The sequence below is a fragment of the Planobispora longispora genome (assembly GCF_016863135.1).
GTDB classification, from domain to species: domain Bacteria; phylum Actinomycetota; class Actinomycetes; order Streptosporangiales; family Streptosporangiaceae; genus Planobispora; species Planobispora longispora.
In genome coordinates this window covers 62,089-82,230 of sequence record NZ_BOOH01000010.1, presented here as the reverse complement: position 1 = coordinate 82,230, position 20,142 = coordinate 62,089, and the positions used below count along the sequence as shown (strand labels likewise).

Sequence of the window (20,142 nt, the reverse complement as noted above, 5' to 3'; positions counted from 1 at the left end):
CCGGAGGACCTCCGATCCGGGACCCGGCTGATCCGGGCCCCGGCTCCCGCCGCGGGGGAGCGCGAACCGGCTCCGGCCCGCCGGGGAACATCCCGGTCGGCGGCAGGGGACCGTCAGCTCCCCGCGGTGACCTTCACGGCGTCGTGGGGCAGCCGGGAGCGGAGAACCTTCGCCGCGTCGTAACGGTTCAGGATGTCCTCCTCGTAGACCACGACCATGATGACCCTCGGCCGGCGCGCGGGCGAGGCGCCGAAGATCGCATCCATGATCGCCTCGAAGGAGTGCTCCGGCGGGACCGGGCCGACGCCCGCGCCGAGCAGCGGCACCCAGATGACCGCCACTCCGAGGGCGTCCGCCTTGGCCAGCACGTCGTTCACGGTCGCCCGGATGCTGTCGTGGTCGACCAGGTAGTCTCCGCGGGGCTCTTCGATCTTCAAGGCCGCCGCGTGGAAGATGTAGTGCACCGGCAGGTCGCCGGCGGACGTCGCCACGGAGGTGCCGTGGCCGACGGGGGCGAACTTCGCGAGCTCGTTGAGGACGAACCGGGGACCGGCCCGCGACAGCAACGTGTAGGCCACACCGCCCCCCGCGCTGACGGAGGTGTCCTCCGGGCTGACGACCGCCCGGATCCGGCCGGAGAACTCGGGGGCCGTCATCATCGCCGAGCTGCTGATGTCGCCGTACACCAGGCGCACCTCCACCCCGTCCGCCGGTGACACGGCCGTGACCGCCACCTTCGGCGGCTGCTCCACGCCGCTGACGGAGCCGTTGATCCGGCGCGCCTGCCTCAGCCTGCTCAGGTGCCGTTCGATCGCCGCCTCCGACAGGCCCTGCGCCGAGAAGGTCGAGCGCAGCCGCATCTCGTGGTCGAGGAAGAGCTGCGCCGTCCTCTTCAGCCACGGCCGGTCGAGGGCGTCGATCAGCCTGAGGAAGAAGTTGCCGGTCCCCCACACCGGGAACACCGAGCAGGGGCGGCGGTCCCTGAACCGGTCGTTCGCGTCGGCGAGCAGCTCCACCATCTGGCGGTTCACCGCACCGTCCTGAACGGCGTCCCGTACGAGCTCCGCCGAGGCCTCGTCCGAGATGCCCGGCGGCATGTGCTCGCCGACGTAGACCCCCCACCGCACGCCGCGCGAGAGAACGCGCCGGTCGTCCGAGACGACGATCCTCTTGATGAAGTCGACGACGCTGTCCTCGTTCCCCGCCGAGCCGATGATCAGAAGTCCCCGCCCTCTGAACAACGACCTGGAAGGCTCCACGAAATACTCGTTGATGGAGTAGGTCTCCATCCGGGTGTTCAGGATGTTGTGGGTGTCGTAGTCCCCGTGGAGTTTGAAGACGTAGTTACGGTCCTGCTCCTGGTTCCAGAACTCGATTTCCTCGGCCGCGCGTATGGCCTGGCACTCTTTGAAACCCTGCTCGGTGAAAGCGTGTTCCAGCAGCTTGTCGAAATTGGTCGTCAGGGCGGTGCCGTACAGCACGCCGTCCGCCATGAGCATCGCGAGCGCGTGGTGGGCGAAGGCGGGGCGCTTCCCCGACAGCAGCTGCCGGAAGTAGGTGACCCTGTCCTCGGCCGACCCGTACCGCTCGACGCACGTCCGGTAGCGCACCCTGAGGTCGTCCCACTTGAGGTACTGACGGGCCCAGGCGTCGGGATCCGGCACGGGCGACGTGCTCAGGAATTTTTCCCGGATGTCCTGGGATATCTCCCCGGCCAGCGGCACCCCCGCCTCCTTGGAGACGCCGGCCCCGACGAAGGCCACGTGGTTGCCCGGGGCCTCCGCCAGGGCGTGCACGACCTCCGCCTGACTGAGGACGTTGACGTCGATTCCCTGCGTGGTCACCCTCATCGGAGCCCTCGTCTCGGTCGAGAAATACCGGACAGGATATATGGGCGATTCCAATGCGTGTCAATATTTCGGACTTCTCGGAGGGCGTGATCCCGCGGAAGCGAAACCCGCCTCTCTTCCGGGTCCGTCCCGGTCGGAATCGATTTCCGGAGCGCACCGAAAAGGTGGTGCGCATGATACGGAAACACTTCTGTGAGGCGCCGTCCGCATTCTGGGGGCCATAGATGATCAAATTCATTTCCGGCCGGGGACGGCGTCCGTCCGCCGACGGCACGGCGGCACGGCGGCACGGCGGCACGGCGGCACGGCGGCACGGCGGCACGGCGGCACGGCGGCACGGCGGCCGAAAACCTGAGGCGATCGAGGGACGGGCGTGCTTACGATCGCGGCATGCCGGACCTCTCCACCCTCGCCCTCTTCGCCGCCGCGACCCTCGCCCTGCTGATCGTGCCGGGTCCCGCGGTCGTCTACATCGTGACCCGCAGCGTCGCCCAGGGCAGGAGCGCCGGCCTCGTCTCCGTCCTCGGCATCCACCTCGGCTCCCTGGTCCACGTGGCCGCCGCCGCGCTCGGCATCAGCGCGCTGCTCGCCGCCTCGGCGACCGCCTTCACGGTCGTGAAGTACCTCGGCGCGGCCTACCTGATCTGGCTGGGCATCCGCAAGCTGATGAACGGCCGCAACGGGACCGGGGCGGCCGAGCCGCCGGTGGCGAGCCGTACCCGGATGTTCTGGGAGGGCTTCGTGGTGAACGTGCTCAACCCGAAGACGGCGATCTTCTTCCTCGCCTTCCTCCCCCAGTTCGCCGACCCGGACGCGGGGCCGATCGCCCCGCAGATCGTGCTGCTCGGCATGATCTGGATCGTCCTCGGCCTGGCCAGCGACGGCGCCTTCGCCCTGCTCTCCTCCGCCATGGCCGGCCGGCTGCGCCGCTCCGCCCGCGCCCGCCGCCGACTGGACGTCACCAGCGGCGTCATCTACCTGGGCCTGGGCGCCACCGCCGCGCTCACCGGCGACAACGCCGCGGCCAGGGCCTGAACGCGCCCCGGGCCCGGGACGGCCGCCGCACCGCCGGGGGTCAAGGGCGCGGAGACGTCCTCGTCCAGCCCTTGCTCCAGCCGCGGCCGGAGCGGCCCCGCCCGGCCGCCGCCTGACATCTGGGGCAGACTCTCCGCACCTCGTCGGCCGCCCCGCCCGACTCCGGGAACGTGTCCGTCCACGGCACGTGGTGGAACCGGCGCAGGTGCGACCGGCTCAGCGCCAGGCCGCACAGGGTCTGGTTCGTCCCCGGCCGCCAGGCGTGCACCTCGCCCGCGGGCATGCGCACGCCGTCGTCGTCGATCCACTCCCCCGAAGCCGCGACCGAGGGCTCGCCCCGTACCGGCATCTCGCGCCTCCCCTCGCGCCACCCGCGCCTCCCCGCCGGGAACGCGCCGTCACCGGGTTCCTGCCCCGCCGCGCCGCTCCCATTCGGCGGGGCCGGGAACCACGCGGGGGTCAGAGGCGGAAGGCCGCGGTCAGGTCCGTCCGCTCGCGGACGATGGCGGTGAAGCGCTCGGCCATCAGGTCGTACCCCTTCTGGTCCGGGTGGAGGTCGTCGTAGAGCCGTCCGGCGTCCGCCGGTCCGAGCAGTTCCAGGCCGTCGACGAAGTGCAGGCGGGGGTCCGTCTCCGCGCGCTCGGTGGCGACCTGCTCCAGCAGGCGGCGGGTCATGGCGAGGGTGAGCGCGCCGGTGTCGAGGTCGAGGCTCCGCCGCGCCGCGCGGAACCGCATCCCGTCGTGGACCGTCGGCCCGGGGGTGTCCTCGTGGATGGGGCAGGTGACGGCCGAGATGAGCACGATCGGGGTGGACGGCCGTCCCTCCCTGATCGTGTCGAGGAATCCGTGGAGGGCGGGCACGAAGGTGCGGGCGCGCATGCTGTCGCCGTTGACGATGTTGATGCCGACCTTGAGGGAGATGACGTCGGCCTCGACATCCCTGATGGTCCGCGCGGCGAAGGGGTCGAGCATCGCGTTCCCGGCCAGCCCCATGTTGGTCAGCCGCACGCCCAGGTTCCGGGCGGCGGCCTGGGGCCACGGGCCGAGCGGGCCGTCCGCCTCCAGGCAGTGGCTGATCGAGCTGCCGTAGTGGAGCCAGTGGACGGCCGACGACGGCGCCGGGGAGAGCGGGGCGTCGGAGGTCGCGCCGCGGAGCTCGACCTGGGCGGTGTGCGGCAGCCAGATCTCGACCGGGCGCGCCCGCCCGTCCCGCGGCCGCCCGAGGTCGAACCGTACGGCCGACGCGTCCCCCGCCTCGAGCCGGATCCCGTCCTCCCGCATCCGGAAGACGTCTCCCTCGTCCAGGTCGACGCGCCGGACGGCCTCCCCGTCGGCGACGGCGACGAAGCTCGCCGGCTGCTCCCGGGAGTCGAGCCCTTCCGGGAGGGCTCGGGTGATCTTGACCTCCAGCGTGATCCGGGAGGCGCCGGTCAGCGCGCGCAGGTGCACCCCGGCCGCGGCGGACGCGACCCCCATGGCGCCGTTGGTGGGCTCCTGCGCCCGGCTCCGCCGGGACAGCCGCAGAGGGATGACGCCGGAGGGCGTCGGTTCGACGTCGACGGCTCCGGCGAGGAGATCCGCCAGCCCTTCCGCGTCAAGAGTGTGCTCTCCGGCCATCCGTCGACTCCCGTCCCGGGCGAGCGCCTGGGGTCAGGCGCCGGCAACCATGATCGTGCCGAAATGGTCGCACATTAGAAAATGATTCGGGGAGTCGTGTCTCGCATGGTGAGGCACGACTCCCCGCACGGGCCGGGCGAGACGTCACCTCTCCCCGGCCTGCGCGTCCTCCCCGACCGTGATGAGCCCCTCGGGCACCCCTTCCAGGTGCACCTCGAGCCACATCGAGCGCCAGTCCTCCAGCTCGTGGAACCGGCGCAGCTCGGCGATGCCGCTGAGCCAGCCCATCCACGCGTCGTACGGCGGGCGGCCCTCGTCGAAACCGCTCTGCACGAAGGTGAGCCGGGTCCCGCCGCCGGACTCCTCCAGTTCCCAGGAGGTGACCAGCCCCTCCTCCCCCAGCAGGGACATCCGGCGCCCGGGCTCCAGGTCGGTGATCTTCGCGGGCGACGACTCCATGTCGAAGCCGCCCATGGCCCAGCGCCCGCCGACGTGCGGCTCGATCTCGATCTTCGCCCCGAACCACCGGGCGAACGTCCCGGGATCGACGATCGAGTCGTACACCGCCTGCGGCGGCGCGGCGATGAACACCTGCTCCCGCATCACCGGGGAGGTGAGGTCGCACTTCGGCGTGGTCTCCCGGCCCTCGACGTGATCGACGAGGTTGACGACCGCCAGCGCCCAGTAGGTGTGCAGGAGACCCAGGAGGCCGCCGGTGTCGTTCACCATCTCCTCCCACGAGGGGACGCCGGTCTGCGTCAGCGTCAGCTCGGTCGCGTCCGGCTCCAGCTCCCGGAGCCGGATCTCCACGGTGGTGTCGGTGTCGTCGAGCGTCCACACGAAGCGCAGCGTGCGCTCGTCGGCGTGGAGCAGGCGCTGGCGGGGCGCGTCGCCGGCGGGGGTGTGGCGGCCCCAGAAGGCGTAGCGGTGCGGCAGGTCGACCTCGGCGTGCTCGTCCAGCCAGACGCGCATCGCCGCGGGGTCGGTCAGGGCGTGGTGCACGTCCTTGACCGGCGCGCCCGCGCGGACACGGATCATCATCGGCTCACTCATCGGACTCTCCTTCGGGATAGCAGGCCACGGCGAGCTTGAACGCGTCTCCTTCGGCGCCGCCGTAGCGGGTGAACAGGTCCTGCAACGTGGTCCGCAGCTCGTCGAGGAACTGCTGGCGCTGCTCCTGCGGCACGCGGATGCGGCCGGAGACCCCGATCGACGGCAGTTCCGGCGCATCCCGGTCGAGCGCGGCGATGTCGGCCTGCACCTCCTCCACGAGGTCCAGCAGGTAGCCCAGGCTCAGCTCGTCCTGCGCCCGGCGCCGGCCGATCCGGCCGACCAGGTGGGGCGAGAGCCAGTAGGCGCGGGCGCCGGCCTGGTAGACGCCCTCGTTGATGCCGCGCACCCTGCGCTCGGCCACCTGCTCGGCCAGCCCCGCCTCGACCAGGCGTTTGACGTGGTAGTAGACCCGCTGCGGGGTCTGGCCGAGCAGCGCGGCGACCTCGGTGCAGGTGCGGGGCTCGGCGAGATGCCGCAGCACTTCGATGCGCTGCGGCTTGAGCAGGGCCTCGGCCTGCTCGATCTCTTCCAGATACAGGACGTCTCTCATCGCAAAAACAGTCTTTTACATAAAAAGCATTTTTGTCAATGGGCTGCCGCACAGCCCTGGATCGGCACCCCTCGACGAGCCCTTGAGGATCCGCGCCGTCTCCCTGAAGACCGGGAAGACGGTCGACGGCCACGCATCCCGCGGCTACGCGACCCCGGGCTTCCAGGCCGGCGGGGTGGCCCCCCACCTGGGTGCGCTTCGTGGTCGACGTGACCGTCCCCTGGAACGCTCCCGGCGCTTCCCACCCGAACTCTTGCTACGTTCGTAGAAAGATTTCTACAGTTGGCTCACGACTGCCATTCCTGCACGTGAGCTACGAAACAACACGGCCGAGGTGCTACGGCGTGTCGAATCCGGCGAGGAGTGTGAGGACCAAGACGCCGGTCCGGCGCCGCACGAACCGGCGGGGCCGTACGGGATCGGTCAGGACTGGGCGGCCTGGACGGTCTCGCGGGCCCAGCGGTAGTCGGCCTTGCCCGCCGGGGAGCGGACCATCTCGTCGACGAAGGCGAAGGCCCGGGGGACCTTGTAGCCGGACAGCAGCGTACGGCAGTGCGCCTCCAGCTCCTCCGACGACGGGGACGTGCCGGGGCGCGGCTCGATCACGGCGGCGACCTTGTTGCCCCAGCGCTCGTCGGGGACCCCGGTGACGACCGCGTCGAAGACCGCCGGGTGGCCCTTGAGCACCGCCTCGACCTCCTCCGGGAAGACCTTCTCGCCGCCGGTGTTGATGCAGGCCGCCCCGCGGCCGAGGACCGCGATCGTGCCGTCCTCCTCCACCGTGGCCATGTCGCCGGTGAGCAGCCAGCGGGTCCCGGCCGCGTCGGTCACGAAGGTGCGCCGGGTCTTCTCCTCGTCCTTGTAGTAGCCCAGCGGCATCCTGCCGCTCGTGGCGATCGTGCCCACCTCGCCGGAGCCGGGCTTGACCTGCTCCAGCATCTCGTTGAGCACCACCAGGCCGGAGGAGGCGTTGGGCTGGAAGCGCGCCCCCGACTCCGGCGAGGAGCCGGGTACGGCCGAGGCGGTGTAGCCGGACTCGGTGGAGCCGAAGGTGTCCAGGATCGCCGTGTTCGGCATCAGCTCCTGGAGCCGGTCGCGGACCGCGCCGGTCAGGATCGCCCCGGCGGAGCTGAGCACCCCCAGCGACGACACGTCGTATCCGCCCCTCGCGAGCTCCTCGGCGATCGGGCGGGCCATCGCGTCGCCGACGAGGTTGACCGTGAACGCCTTCTCCCGCTCGACCGCCCGCAGCACCTCGGCCGCGTCGAACTTGCGGACGTAGACCATGGTCCCGCCCATCCACCAGCAGATGAAGGTGGCCATCTGCGCCGCCCCGTGCATCAGCGGCGCCGCCGCCATCATGACCAGCGGCCCGGAGTTGCGCGCCTGCTCGATCACCGCCTCGGGGGTGGGCAGCGGGTCGCCGTACGGGTTCCCGCCGCCGAAGGCGAAGAACAGGTCCTCGGTCCGCCACATCGTGCCCTTGGGCATGCCGGTCGTGCCGCCGGTGTAGATGATGTAGACGTCGTCGCCCGACCGCTCGGGGAACCCGCGCGTCTCCGGCTGCCCGGCCAGCGCCTCCTCGTACGGCACCGCCCCGGGCACCTTCGACGGCCCGCCTACCGCGATCAGCTGCCGCAGCTCGGGGACCTGCGGTGCGACAGCCGCCACCCGCTCGTCGAACTCCACGTCGAACAGCAGGGCGACGATGTCGGAGTCCCGGTAGAGGTAGAGCAGCTCGGCCTCGACGTAGCGGTAGTTGACGTTGATCGGCACGGCTCGGAGCTTGAGCGCCGCCATCATCGCGGCGATGTACTCGACGCCGTTGTAGAGCTGGATGCCGACGTGGTCGCCCGGCCCGACCCCGTGCGCCGCCAGGTGGTGGGCGAGCCGGTTGGCGTGCGCGTCCAGCTCGGCGTACGTCACGCGGTCCGTACCGCAGACCACGGCGACGCGGTCCCCGATCGCGTCCGCGAGCCCTTCGAACAGATCTGCGTGGTTGAACTCCATCGGGGGACTCCTGTCTCGCAAGGGGGCTCCGGATACTCCGGGCGCCGGAGGGGTTCTACGGTTTGTCGCTGCCGACCATCCACATCGCGAAGAACTGCGCGCCTCCCCCGTAGGCGTGCCCCAGGGCCCGCCGGGCCCCGTCCACCTGGTGCTCGCCCGCCATCCCCCGGACCTGCAGCGCCGCCTCGGCGAACCGGATCAGCCCGGACGCGCCGATCGGATTGCTGGAGAGCACGCCGCCGGAGGCGTTCCACGGGATGTCGCCGTCCAGGGCGGTGGCCCCGGACTCGGTGAGCTTCCAGCCCTCGCCCTCGGCGGCGAAGCCGAGGTTCTCCAGCCACATCGGCTCGTACCAGGAGAAGGGCACGTAGACCTCGGCCACGTCGATGTCCCGGCGCGGGTCGGCGATCCCGGCCTGCCGGTAGACGTCGGCGGCGCAGTCCTTGCCGCCCTGCGGGTTCACCGTGTCGCGCCCGGCGCGGAAGATCGGCTCGGAGCGCATCGCCGTGCCGAGCACCCAGGCGGGGGTGCCGGTGACCGCCTTCTCCGACGACAGGACCATCGCGCAGGCGCCGTCGCTCGACGGGCAGGTCTCCAGGTAGCGGATCGGCTCCCAGAGCATCGGGGTCGACTCGACCATCTCCCGGCTGATCTGCGGGATCCTCAGGTGGGCGTAGGGGTTCTTCAGGGCGTTGAGCCGGTCCTTGACGGCGACCAGCGTGCCGATGTGGTCCGGCGCCCCGGAGCGGCGCATGTACTCGCGGATGTGCGGGGCGAAGTAGCCGCCCGCGCCGACCACCAGCGAGGCGCTGAAGGGCAGGTGCGTGGACAGGGCCCAGGTGGCGTTGGACTCCGACTGCTTCTCGAAGGCCACCACCAGCACCCGGTCGTGCACGCCGCCCTGGATCAGGGAGGCGCCGACGAGCGCGGTGGACCCGCCGACCGAGCCCGCGGTGTGCACGCGCATCATCGGCTTGCCGGCCGCGCCGAGCGCGTCGGCCAGGTACGCCTCCGGCATCATCACGCCCTCGAACAGGTCGGGGGCCTTGCCGATGACGACGGCGTCGATGTCCTTCCAGGTCAGCCCGGCGTCCTCCAGCGCGCGGACCGCCGCCTCGCGGACCAGCCCGGCGATGGAGACGTCCCGGCGCTTGGTCGTGTAGTGGGTCTGCCCGACCCCGATGACCGCACAGCGGTTACCCATGTGGCTCAGGCCTCCATCACGGTGACGAGGTTGTGCTGCAGGCAGGGGCCGCTGGTGGCGTGCCCGAGGGTGCGGTTCGCGGCGCCGTCCATGATCCGTGCGGCGGCCTCGCCGATCCGGATGAGGCCGGTGGCCATGACGGGGTTGGCGGCCAGCGGGCCGCCGCTGGGGTTGACCACGGTGGAGTCGGGGATCTCCAACGCCCGGCGGAGGATGCGCTCCTCGTGGCTGAACTGCACGTGGAGCTCGGCCACGTCGAGGGAACCCTTGCCGACCCCCGCCGCACGTGCGGCTTCGGCGGCGGAGGCCGACCGGGCGAGGTCTCTCATGCCCAGATAATGAGGGTCTATGCGGTGGGCGATGCCGGTGATCCAGGCGGGACGCTCGCACACCTCCCGTGCCAGGTCCCCGGCGGCCAGCACCACCGCGGCGGCGCCGTCGGTGATCGGGGCGACGTCGTACGGCCGCAGCGGCTCGACCTCGTAGCCGTCCCCCGAGGGGTCGGGCAGGTCGAGGGCGTAGGGGTTGTCCCGGCCGGCGGCGCGGCTGCGCCGTACCACCTCGTCCAGCTCGGCCCGGTCCGCGCCGGAGGCCGAGGCCTGCAGGGCGGCGTAGGAGACCTGGTCCAGGCCGAGCGGGGACAGGTAGTACGGGTCGAGCTGGAGGGTCATGATCTCCCGCAGGTCGCCCTGGGAGGACTTGCCGAAGCCGTAGATCAACGCCGAGTCGACGTCTCCGTGCTGGAGCCGGACCCACGCCTCGTACAGCGCCCAGGCGGCGTCCATCTCCACGTGGCTCTCGGAGATCGGCGGCCAGGCGCCGAGCGCGTCGAGCGCGGAGACGAACGAGAACGGCGCCCCGGCCAGGTAGTCGCAGCTCCCCGAGCAGGTGAAACCGAATTTCCGCAGGCCCGATCGTTCCCGGACCTCGTCGAGGACCGGCAGGATCAGCTCGGCCTCGCCCAGTCCCTCGTCGACCGCGCTGTGCCTGGTCTGCGCGAACGCCACGACCGCTATCTCACGCAAGCTACGCTCCTACAGCTCGGCGTCCGGCTCGCCGGTGGGGGCGAACCATCTGATGTTGGACATGGAGGCGGTCCGTTCCTCTTCGGGCACCCAGACGGCCCGCACCCGCATGCCCTGCCGCACCTCGTGCGCGGGGATGTCGCCGACCAGGGCGATCATCGGGATGTCCGAGCCGTCGAGGAGGATGTAGGCCGAGACGAACGGCACCTGGGGGGCGCGGGGGTCGGGGAGGTTGTTGATCGCGAAGGTGGTGATGGTCCCGGTGTCCGGGAGCTCCACCTCCTCGGTGATCGCCACGCCGCACTCGGGGCACGACAGGCGGTAGGGCACGTAGACCTTGCCGCAGGAGCCGCACCGGCAGCCGAGGAAGATCCCGCGCTCGACCCCCTCCAGGAAGCGGGCCAGGGACTTGCCCGGCTTGACGCGGTACTCGGCGCGGACCGGGGAGACGATCCTCGTGACCTCGGGGACGAAGCTCTCGATGTCGGTGATGTGGCCGGTGCGCTCGGCCCGCCAGCGGGGACGGACCCGCAGGCCGGGGCGCATGGCCCGGGCGTCGCCCGCGTCCACCGCGTGGACCAGCGCGGTGTCCGCGCCGTCCAGCCGGATCAGCGCCCAGGCGAACGGCCGCTCCAGCGGGTGGCCCTTGCGGGGCTCGCTCACCCAGGCCCAGCTCTCCACCGTCCCGGCCGGGCCGACCTCGGCGAACTCGCCGGTGACCGCCTCTCCGGTGTCCGGGTCGTACTCCAGCGGGGGGACGAGGGTGCGGCCGCCGGCCGTGCGGACCCCGACGATGCGCCCGTCCCTCAGCTCCGTGAGGAAACGCCCGATCACCGGCCCGGTCGTGCGCGTGTAGCCGCCGGGGAACTCCAGCACGTGGTCGGCGATCAGTTCCTCAGATGGCACGGTCGTGGTCCTTCCAGTACGGATCGCGCAGCTTGCGTTTGAGGAGCTTGCCGTTGGGCTCGCGCGGCATCTCCTCGATGAAGTCGATGGATCGGGGCCACTTCATCTTCGACAGGCGGCCCTGGAGCGAGTCGAGGATCTCGGCGGCCAGCTCGGGCGAGGGGTCCAGGCCGGGCGCGGGCTCGATCACGGCCTTGATCTGCTCGCCCCACTCCTCGTCCGGGATGCCGAACACGGCCACGTCGGCGACCTTCGGGTGGACCATCAGCTCGTTCTCGATCTCGGCCGGGTAGATGTTGGCCCCGCCGGAGATGATCATGTCGGCCTTGCGGTCGCAGAGGAAGAGGAAGCCCTCCTCGTCGAGGTAGCCGATGTCGCCGACGGTGAAGTGGTCCTTGAGCCGGTTGGCCTCGGTCTTGGCCCTGTCGCCCTTGTACTCGAAGGTGGCGCCGGCCATCTTCATGTAGATCGTGCCGGGGGTGCCGGTCGGGACCGGCTCCAGGTTGTCGTCCACGATGAGCAGTTCGCTGATGGGCCAGGCGGTGCCGACGGTGCCGGGGTGCTTCTTCCAGCCCTCGGGGGTGGCGAGCGTGCCGCCGCCCTCGGTCGCGGCGTAGTACTCGTAGACGCAGTCGCCCCACCACTCGAACATCGCCCACTTGACCGGGACCGGGCAGGGGGCGGCGGCGTGGATCATCCACTTGAGCGAGGAGAGGTCGTACTTGCGCTTGACGTCGTCGGGGAGGGCGAGCAGGCGCTTGAAGTGGGTGGGGACCATGTGGGAGTTGGTGACGCGGTACTTCTCGCAGAGCCGGAGCAGCTCCTCGGAGTCCCACTTGTCCATGTAGACGAGGGTGTGGCCCATGTGCAGCGCCGTGCCGCCGAACTGGGTGACCGCGGTGTGGTAGTTCGGCGAGGTGACCAGGTGGGCGTTCTCCTTGCCCGGCGTGATGCCGAACATGGCCAGCAGGAACGTCATCAGCTCGGCCGCGTCGTCGGGGTCCAGGCCGTTGAGCGGGCGGCGCACGCCCTTGGGCCGGCCGGTGGTGCCGGAGGTGTAGTGCATGGTGGCGCCCGCCGTACGGCCCTCGGGGGCGGTGTCCGGCTGCCCGTCGGTCAGGTCGGAGACGGGCCGCGTGCCCTCCACCCGGCCGAAGCCGAAGACGCGGTCCGGCGCGAGGCCGGACTCGGCGGCGCCGCGCATGCCCTCCTCGGCGTGGCGTTCGTCGACGAAGAAGGCCCGCGCCTCGCTGTCGGCGACGATGTAGCCGATCTCGGGGCCGGTGAGGTGCCAGTTGATCGGGGTGTAGTACCACCCCGCCTGCAGTGCGGCCAGGTAGAGCACCAGGCCGTCGGCGCCGTTGGGGACCAGCCCGCAGATGCCGTCACCGGGCTGGAGGCCGAGTCCGCGCAGGCCGTGCACGAGGCGGTTGGCCCGGGCGAGGAGGTCTCCGGCCCGGTGTTCGGTCCCGTCCGGGTCCACGGCCGCGATCCAGTCCGGATCCGCCTGCGCGAGCCTCCAGAAGCCGAGCGTGCCCATCGGACATCCCTCCAGGTCGAAAGGCCCGGGCCACCGGAGTGAGGCACGTCCCTCGGAGCGCGGCGGGACTCTGGCGGCGCGGAAGGTGACGGACGGGAATCGGCTCCCGTTCGCAGAGGCAGACTAACCCCGGCACACCGCACCGAGCAAGCGCTTGATTACGAGGGGATCGCCAGGTAGGAGCTTTACCTTCTCATCACCGCGAGCGTCGCGACCGTTACGCATAGCTCACGAAAGGTAAGAAGAAAGTCAAGTTTCATCACGAATAGCCTTAAATGTCCTAAATAAGGTCTTTACTAAGCCAGGATGACTACGCGAGACGGCGTTCCAGAGTTGGGCTCATGTTGGCCCTCCGCCGTCTCCCACTGGGGGAGATCATGCGTTTCACCAAGTCCCTGGCGGCCGCCGGCGCTCTCAGCCTTGCCGTGCTGACCGCCTCTCCGGCCTTCGCCGACGGCGCCGAGGACGCGGCCGCCGGCTCCGCGACCACCGCGCCCGAGGTCCAGGGCCTCGGCGGCGCGCAGGACGGCGGTCCGGAGACCCAGGCCGTGCCGGAGCAGGGGACCGAGCCCGAGCCCGCGCCGGAATCCCCGGTCAAGCCCGAGCAGAAGCCCGAGCTCGAGCAGAAGCCGCAGCCGCAGGACAAGCCGCGGCCGGAGCAGAAGCCCGAGCCGGAGCAGAAGCCGCAGCCGCAGGACAAGCCGGAGACGGACGAGAAGTCCGAGCCCGAGACCCCGCTCAGCGGCGGATCCGTCCTCCTGACCTCCGGCGCCGTGTACGCGGGCGAGAAGGCCGGCTACGAGGTCGCCGCCCGCGAGCCCCGCGCCACCGACGCGCGCATCAGCTCCCCCGCCATCGAAGGCGTGCACACCGTCGCCCTGTCCAGGGGCCGCGCCACCGGCGCCGCCGCCACCTGGGACGACCTCAAGCCCGGCGACTACCCGGTCACCGTCGAGTTCTTCATCGGCGAGAAGGCCATCGGCACCGCCCGGACCACCCTGTTCGTCAAGGAGAAGCCGGTCGTGGAGGCGCCGCCGCTCAGCGGGGTGACCTTCGAGCTGAACCCGGGCGCCGTGTACGCGGGCGAGAAGGCCGGCTACGAGGTCGCCGCCCGCGAGCCCCGCGCCACCGACGCGCGCATCAGCTCCCCCGCCATCGAAGGCGTGCACACCGTCGCCCTGTCCAGGGGCCGCGCCACCGGCGCCGCCGCCACCTGGGACGACCTCAAGCCCGGCGACTACCCGGTCACCGTGGAGGTCCTCCTCGGCGAGAAGATCATCGGAACCGCGAAGCGCACCCTGACCGTCAAGGACCCGCGGCCCGTCGTCAAGCCCGTCGCCCGCCTGGACCTGCGGCTGGAGCCGCGCAAGGTCCTGCCCGGGCAGAGCTACTACGCCGGCGTCACGACCGAGAACGTCGAGCCGGGCACCGTGGTCACCGTCAAGGACCCCGGCGGCAGGCACCACCGGATCCGGCTCGACCACTGGGGCAGCGCCCGGGTCAGGCTGACCGTGCCCCGGGACACCGACCCGGGCCGCTACAGGGTCGTGGCCTACCTGCCCGGCGGGCCGGCCGACTCCGCGACGCTGACCGTCGCCGTCCCCCCGAAGCCCGTCCCGGCGGGTCAGCTGCGCCTCGCCCTGCACCCGCACACGGTCGTGGCCGGCGGTGACTTCACCGCCGTCGTCTCGACCCGGTACGTGGCCCCGGGCACCCCGATCTCCATCACCGACCCGGCGGGCGAGACGTTCACCATCTGGACCGGCGAGGACGGCGTGGCCGCCAAGCGGCTCCACGTCCCCTCCAGCACCGGGGCGGGCGCCTACTGGTTCGTCGCCAAGCTGCCCACCGGCCAGAAGAGCGCCGCGCAGCTGACGGTCAAGGCCCCGTACAAGCCCAGCGGCGACTTCACCCCGCGGGGCGGCGCGCAGACCGGCGGCGGCCTCGCCGAGGCGGGGACCCCGGCCTCCGGTCCCGGGGCCCTGGCCCTGGGCGGCGTCCTGCTCGCGGGCGGCTCGGGCCTGGCCCTGTACGGCCGCCGCGGCCAGGAAGGCTGATCCGATCGTGGCCGGCCGTACCGCGTCCATGAGCCGCATCGCCGCCACCGCCGGAGCGGCCCTGGCCATCTTCTGCGGCGTCCTCGTCGCCGGGTCCGCACTGTCGGACATGTCCGGCGGCGACGGGCCGGCCCGGGTCCCGTCCATCCCGGCGGAGGGGGCCCGGCCCGCCGGCAAGCCGGCCTTCGCCGTCGTCCCCGGCAAGGCGATGGCCGCCTCCAAGCCCGTCCGCCTGGACATCCCGGCGATCGGGGTGGAGGGCGCGCCGGTCGAGCCGGTGGGCCTGAACGCCGACCAGTCCGTCGAGGTCCCGCCGCTGGAGCGGCCCGGCCTCGTCGGCTGGTACCGGCACCGGCCGACCCCGGGCGAGAAGGGCCCCGCCGTCCTCCTCGGGCACGTGGACGCCCGCGGCGAGCCCGCGGTCTTCGCCCAGGCCCACAAGCTGAAGCCCGGCGACGCGATCGAGGTGGAGCGCGCGGACGGCACGGTCGCCTCCTTCACCGTCGACGGGCTGGAGCGGGTGGACAAGGACGAGTTCCCCACCGCCAAGGTGTACGGCGGCACCACCGCCCCCGAGCTGCGGCTGATCACCTGCGGCGGCGCCTTCGACCCGGCGACCGGGCACTACGAGGACAACGTCATCGTCTACGCCCATCTGGCGGCCTGAGCCGTACCGGATCTAGGATGACCTAGCAAGCGCTTGGCTAATTAATGGCTAACCAGCGGAGGTCGTCCGTGGAACTGCTGCCGATCAGCACACCGCACTGCCGGATCGAGCGCGACGGTCACATCGTCGTGATCACCATGAACCGGCCGGAGGCGAAGAACGCCCTCTCCTCGGACATGCTGATCGGCCTGGCCGAGGCGTGGGCCTACGTCTCGGCCGAGCCGGAGGTCCGCGTCGCCGTGCTGACCGGCGCGGACGGCACCTTCTGCGCGGGCGCCGACCTGAAGGCCATGGGCACCCCCTCGGACGACCCCCGGGTCCGCGAGCGGGCCGCGCAGATCCCCGACTTCCACTGGAAGGGCCTGCTCCGCGACCCGGACGCGCTGCCGGCCAAGCCGATCGTCTGCGCGGTGGAGGGCTACGCCGTGGCCGGGGGGACCGAACTGCTCGTCGGCACCGACCTGCGCGTGGTCGCCGAGTCCGCCACCCTCGGCCTGTTCGAGGCGCGCCGCGCGCTGTTCCCGATGGGCGGCTCGGCGATCCGGCTCCCCCGCCAGATCCCCTACGCCTTCGCCATGGACCTGCTGCTGACCGGCCGGTCGATCACCGCCCAGGAGGCGCTGGCCATGGGCCTGGTCAACCGGGTCGTCCCGGACGGCCAGGCGCTGGCCACCGCCCTGGAGGTCGCCGCCCAGATCGCCGAGTGCGGGCCGCTGGCCGTCCAGGCCATCCTGCGCACCTACCGCGAGACGCTGGGCATGCCCGAGGCCGAGGCGCTGAAGGTCTCCGACGCCCTCGGCTGGCCGGTGATCGGCTCGGAGGACGCCAAGGAGGGTTCCCGGGCCTTCCGGGAGAAGCGCCCGGCGGTCTACCGCGGCGAGTGAGGCGGCGCCTGATTTTTCGTGACATGCCACATTGCAACCTGTCAACGCCTTGAAAAGGTGACAGGGGCGATTCATGATCTCCAACATGGGCGGTAAAGATCACGTCCATCCCACGTCACTCCCCCCGGCGGCCCGTCGCCGCCCGACGTGAAGGAGATCGCGTGTCCCCCATCCCCCGGCGCCGGAGGACGGCCCTGATCTGGGCCGCCGCTCTCGCCCTCATGGTCCCGCAGGGCGTGGCCCAGGCCGCGCCCGAACCCGACAAGATCGACAAAGCCGTCCTGGCGGACCTGGCGGCGGACGACAAGGCCACCTTCTGGGTGCGCATGAAGAGCGGCGCCGACCTCAGCGCGGCCCGCAGGGCGACGGACAAGGACGAGAAAGCCCGGCAGGTCTACCGCGCCAAGACCGAGACCGCCGCGGCGTCGCAGGCCGGCCTGCGCAAGCTCCTCGCCGCCGAGAGCGCGGGCTTCACCCCCTTCTGGATCGTCAACGCCGTACGGGTGACCGGCGACGCCAAGCTGGCTGCGGAGATCGCCAAGCTGCCCGAGGTGGAGCGGGTCGAGCCCACCCGCGTCGCCGCGGTGCCCGAGCCGCAGCCGGGCAAGGAGGCCGCGCGCGTCAACGCGGTCGAGTGGAACATCGACCGGGTCAACGCCCCCCGGGTCTGGAACGAGCTCGGCAGCCGCGGCGAGGGCATCGTGGTGGCCAACATCGACACCGGCGTGCAGTTCGACCACCCCGCCCTGGCCGACCGCTACCGCGGCAGGAACGCCGACGGCACCCTCGGCCACGACTACAACTGGTTCGACCCGGCGGGCGTGTGCCCCGCCGCGGAGCCCTGCGACAACAACGACCACGGCACCCACACCATGGGCACCATGGTGGGCGGTGAGGGCGCCAACGTCATCGGCGTCGCCCCCGGCGCGCGGTGGATCGCCGCCAAGGGCTGCGAGAGCAACACCTGCACCGACGCCTCGCTGCTCGCCGCCGGGCAGTGGGTGCTCGCGCCCACCGACCTCGACGGCCGCAACCCCCGCCCCGACCTGGCCCCGCACATCGTCAACAACTCCTGGGGCGGCGCCGGCTTCGACCCCTGGTACAAGGAGATCGTCGAGGCGTGGGTCGCGGCGGGCATCTTCCCCGCCTTCTCCAACGGCAACCTCGCGGGCGCGGGCTGCAACTCCAGCGGCTCCCCCGGGCAGTACGTCTCCAGCTACAGCGCCGGCGCGTTCGACTCCGGCAACGCGATCTGGAGCTCGTCCACCCGCGGCGCCGGCGAGAACGGCGAGATCAAGCCCAACCTCTCCGCGCCCGGCGTCAACGTGCGCTCGGCCGTGGCCGAGAGCGGCTACGGCGCCTTCTCCGGAACGTCGATGGCCTCCCCGCACGTGGCGGCCACCGTGGCGCTGATGTGGTCGGCCGCGCCCAGCCTGCAGGGCGACATCGCCGCCACCCGGGCGCTGCTCGACCGCTCCGCGATCGACGTCGAGGACACCCGGTGCGGCGGCACCGCCGCGGACAACAACGTCTGGGGCGAGGGCCGGCTCGACGCGTTCGCGGCGGTCCGGGCCGCTCCCGACGACCCGCTCGGCACGCTGACGGGTGTCGTCGCCTCCGGCGGCTCGCCGGTGCCCGGGGCTGCGGTCACCGTCACCGGGCCGCTGGACCGCACCGTCGCCACCGGGCCGGACGGGACGTACACGCTGCCCCGCCTGACGGCGGGCGAGTACCGGCTCACCGTCGGGAAGTTCGGATATCAGGACGCCACCGCGACCGTCACCGTCGTGGCCGACCAGACCGTCACCGAGAACGTGACGCTGACGCCCCTGCCCGCGAGCACGGTGTCGGGAACCGTCACCGTCGGCGGCGAGCCCGAGGCGGGCGCCACGGTGGCCGCGGTGGGCACCCCGGTCAGCACGGTCGCCGACGCCGCCGGACGGTACCGGCTCACGCTGCCGCACGGCGACCACGAGCTGAAGGTCACCCCGGCCTCCCGATGCGCGGACGGCGTCACCGTGCCGGTCACCGTGGGCGCCGACCTGACCAGGGACATCGAACTGCCGCGCCGTACCGACGCCTTCGGGCACACTTGCGCGAGCGCCGCCCTGCCGTACGTGGCGGGTACCGAGAAACATCCGCTCACCGGCGACGACGCGGCCCAGCCGGTCACACTGCCGTTCGCCTTCCCCTTCTACGGCGGCACCTACACCGGAGGCTGGATCAGCAGCAACGGGTTCGTGAGCTTCGCCGCCTCCAGCACCGTGGCGGGCAACGGTCCCCTGCCCTCCACCGGAGCGCCCAACACGGCTGTCTACCCGTACTGGGACGACCTGGTCCTGGACGACCAGGCCGGGGTCCACACCGCCGTCGTCGGGACCGCGCCGGACCGCGTCTTCGTCATCGAATGGCGCAACGCCCGGTTCTACGCCGACGCCGCCCAGCGCATCTCGTTCTCGGTGCTGCTCGGCGAGAACGGCTCCGTCGGCTACCGCTACCGCGGCGTCGACAGCGAGCGCGACTCCGGCATCGGCGCCACGATCGGCATCGAGGGGCCGGGCGGCGCCGACGCGCTGCAGTACTCCCACGACAGCGCCGCCGTCGGCGAGGGTCGGGGCCTGACCTTCACCGCGAGCCGGCACGGGCTGCTGGCCGGCACCGTCACCGACGCCAACGACCGCGAGCCGCTGGCGGGCGCGACGGTGAAGGTCCGGACCGCGGCCACGGCCCTGCTCACCCGGCAGGCGGACGAGGTGGCGACCTTCACCACCGGGCCGGACGGCGCCTTCCTCGGGCAGGTCCCGACGGGCGACTACCAGGTCGAGGTCTCCAAGGAGCACTACGGGACCTCCACCCGGGAGGTCACCGTCACCGCCGGCGCCCGGACCCGGGTCGACGTCGCCCTGGCCACCGGCCGGGTGACCGCCTCCTCCGGCGAGCTGGCCCTGGTGATGCCGGCTGAGGCCACCAGGACCGGCACGGTCGAGCTGAGCAACCTGGGCGGCGCCACGGCCTACACCGTCGTGACCGACCCCGCCCAGTCCTGGCTGAGCGTGACCCCCGCCGCGGGCGAGCTCGGTCCGGGCGCGTCGGCGGCGTTGAAGGTCACCGCCTCCAGCGCGGGCGTCCAGCCCGGCACGGTCCGCACCGGCAGGCTGCTGGTGCGCTCGGCGAGCGGCCGCAACCCGCAGATCGAGATCGTCGTGAAGGTCGTGGTGCCCAGGCACCAGGTCGCCGTGGACTCCGGCGGCACCAGGACGATCACCGACGCCGTCGGCGACCGGTGGACCCCCGACCAGCGGTACGGCGCGGGCGGCCACGGCTACGTGGGCAGCGGGACCGGCGTCTACACGACCAGCAGGACGATCGCGGGCACCGCCGAGCAGGAGCTGTTCCGGCGGGCCCGCGAGGGGATGCTGGAGTACCGCTTCGACCAGGTGCCCAACGGCGTCTACACCGTCGAGATGGGCTTCGCCGAGATCCGGAACATGCGCGAGGGGCGGCGCGTCTTCGACGTCATCGTCGAGGGCCAGCTCGCCATCCCCGCGCTGGACCTGGCCCTGGAGGCGGGCACGTACACCGCGGTGACCCGGCGGTACACCGTGAAGGTCACCGACGGCCAGCTCAACGTGCGCTTCGCCAAGCGGACGGGGAACACCATCGTGAGCTTCGTCCGCGTCTCCGAGCGGCCGGACAAGACAGCGCCATAACACCTCGAACCGCCGCCGGCCCCGCCGCCCGTAC

At 71.9% G+C, this 20,142-nt stretch carries 16 protein-coding genes; 6 read left to right on the top strand and 10 right to left on the bottom strand.

Annotated features, from left to right (window positions below; all coding sequences use genetic code 11):
* Nucleotides 1–113: 113 nt before the first annotated feature.
* Nucleotides 114–1,850: a macro domain-containing protein gene (locus tag Plo01_RS05195; RefSeq protein WP_203889336.1), complete on the bottom strand. Its 1,737-nt coding sequence runs from the start codon at nucleotides 1,848–1,850 to the stop codon at nucleotides 114–116.
* 390 nt (nucleotides 1,851–2,240) lie between these two features.
* On the opposite strand from Plo01_RS05195, the gene Plo01_RS05190 reads away from it, so the two are divergent.
* Nucleotides 2,241–2,885, top strand: a complete 645-nt coding sequence (locus Plo01_RS05190; RefSeq protein ID WP_203889335.1) for a LysE family translocator — start codon at nucleotides 2,241–2,243, stop codon at nucleotides 2,883–2,885.
* Nucleotides 2,886–2,925: 40 nt separating this feature from the next.
* Here Plo01_RS05190 and Plo01_RS05185 read toward each other — a convergent pair whose 3' ends face one another.
* From Plo01_RS05185 to Plo01_RS05170, 4 genes are all read right to left on the bottom strand, one after another.
* Nucleotides 2,926–3,234, bottom strand: a complete 309-nt coding sequence (locus Plo01_RS05185; RefSeq protein WP_203889334.1) for a hypothetical protein — start codon at nucleotides 3,232–3,234, stop codon at nucleotides 2,926–2,928.
* 110 nt (nucleotides 3,235–3,344) lie between these two features.
* Nucleotides 3,345–4,502 (bottom strand): GDSL-type esterase/lipase family protein, encoded by a 1,158-nt coding sequence (locus tag Plo01_RS05180; protein WP_203889333.1) that lies wholly within the window; start codon nucleotides 4,500–4,502, stop codon nucleotides 3,345–3,347.
* Nucleotides 4,503–4,646: 144 nt separating this feature from the next.
* A complete protein-coding gene (locus Plo01_RS05175; RefSeq protein ID WP_203889332.1) occupies nucleotides 4,647–5,555 on the bottom strand; it encodes an SRPBCC family protein in 909 nt (302 codons plus the stop codon).
* Nucleotides 5,548–6,105, bottom strand: a complete 558-nt coding sequence (locus tag Plo01_RS05170; protein WP_203889331.1) for an ArsR/SmtB family transcription factor — start codon at nucleotides 6,103–6,105, stop codon at nucleotides 5,548–5,550. Before Plo01_RS05170 ends, Plo01_RS05175 begins: the two co-directional genes overlap by 8 nt.
* A 298-nt stretch (nucleotides 6,106–6,403) precedes the next feature.
* Between Plo01_RS05170 and Plo01_RS41280 the strand changes: the two genes are divergently transcribed.
* Complete coding sequence (locus Plo01_RS41280; protein ID WP_203889349.1) at nucleotides 6,404–6,571, top strand: hypothetical protein; 168 nt, start codon at nucleotides 6,404–6,406, stop codon at nucleotides 6,569–6,571.
* Here Plo01_RS41280 and Plo01_RS05160 read toward each other — a convergent pair.
* The 5 genes from Plo01_RS05160 to Plo01_RS05140 are packed head-to-tail and all read right to left on the bottom strand — an operon-like array spanning nucleotide 6,529 to nucleotide 12,790.
* Nucleotides 6,529–8,115, bottom strand: coding sequence for an acyl-CoA synthetase (locus Plo01_RS05160; RefSeq protein ID WP_203889330.1), 1,587 nt, complete (start codon nucleotides 8,113–8,115; stop codon nucleotides 6,529–6,531). The two genes, Plo01_RS41280 and Plo01_RS05160, sit on opposite strands and share 43 nt — an antisense overlap.
* A 55-nt stretch (nucleotides 8,116–8,170) precedes the next feature.
* Nucleotides 8,171–9,319, bottom strand: coding sequence for a thiolase family protein (locus Plo01_RS05155; protein WP_203889329.1), 1,149 nt, complete (start codon nucleotides 9,317–9,319; stop codon nucleotides 8,171–8,173).
* Between the two features lie 5 nt (nucleotides 9,320–9,324).
* Nucleotides 9,325–10,344 (bottom strand): thiolase family protein, encoded by a 1,020-nt coding sequence (locus Plo01_RS05150; RefSeq protein ID WP_203889328.1) that lies wholly within the window; start codon nucleotides 10,342–10,344, stop codon nucleotides 9,325–9,327.
* A gap of 9 nt (nucleotides 10,345–10,353) precedes the next feature.
* Complete coding sequence (locus tag Plo01_RS05145) at nucleotides 10,354–11,250, bottom strand: Zn-ribbon domain-containing OB-fold protein (RefSeq protein ID WP_203889327.1); 897 nt, start codon at nucleotides 11,248–11,250, stop codon at nucleotides 10,354–10,356.
* The gene (locus Plo01_RS05140; RefSeq protein ID WP_203889326.1) at nucleotides 11,240–12,790 is read right to left on the bottom strand and encodes an acyl-CoA synthetase; all 1,551 of its coding nucleotides are present in this window, start codon (nucleotides 12,788–12,790) and stop codon (nucleotides 11,240–11,242) included. The genes Plo01_RS05145 and Plo01_RS05140 overlap by 11 nt, the downstream gene beginning before the upstream one ends.
* Nucleotides 12,791–13,167: 377 nt before the next feature.
* Between Plo01_RS05140 and Plo01_RS40855 the strand changes: the two genes are divergently transcribed.
* The 4 genes from Plo01_RS40855 to Plo01_RS05120 all read left to right on the top strand — a co-directional run bounded on the left by Plo01_RS40855 (nucleotide 13,168) and on the right by Plo01_RS05120 (nucleotide 20,108).
* Nucleotides 13,168–14,847, top strand: a complete 1,680-nt coding sequence (locus tag Plo01_RS40855) for a hypothetical protein (protein ID WP_203889325.1) — start codon at nucleotides 13,168–13,170, stop codon at nucleotides 14,845–14,847.
* Between the two features lie 7 nt (nucleotides 14,848–14,854).
* Entirely contained in the window at nucleotides 14,855–15,514 is a 660-nt protein-coding gene (locus Plo01_RS05130; RefSeq protein ID WP_203889324.1) for a class F sortase, read from the top strand.
* Between the two features lie 68 nt (nucleotides 15,515–15,582).
* Nucleotides 15,583–16,398 carry a crotonase/enoyl-CoA hydratase family protein gene (locus tag Plo01_RS05125; protein WP_239315898.1) on the top strand — a complete coding sequence of 272 codons (816 nt, stop codon included), beginning with the start codon at nucleotides 15,583–15,585 and terminating at the stop codon, nucleotides 16,396–16,398.
* Nucleotides 16,399–16,559: 161 nt separating this feature from the next.
* Nucleotides 16,560–20,108 (top strand): S8 family serine peptidase, encoded by a 3,549-nt coding sequence (locus Plo01_RS05120; RefSeq protein ID WP_239315897.1) that lies wholly within the window; start codon nucleotides 16,560–16,562, stop codon nucleotides 20,106–20,108.
* Nucleotides 20,109–20,142 lie beyond the last annotated feature (34 nt).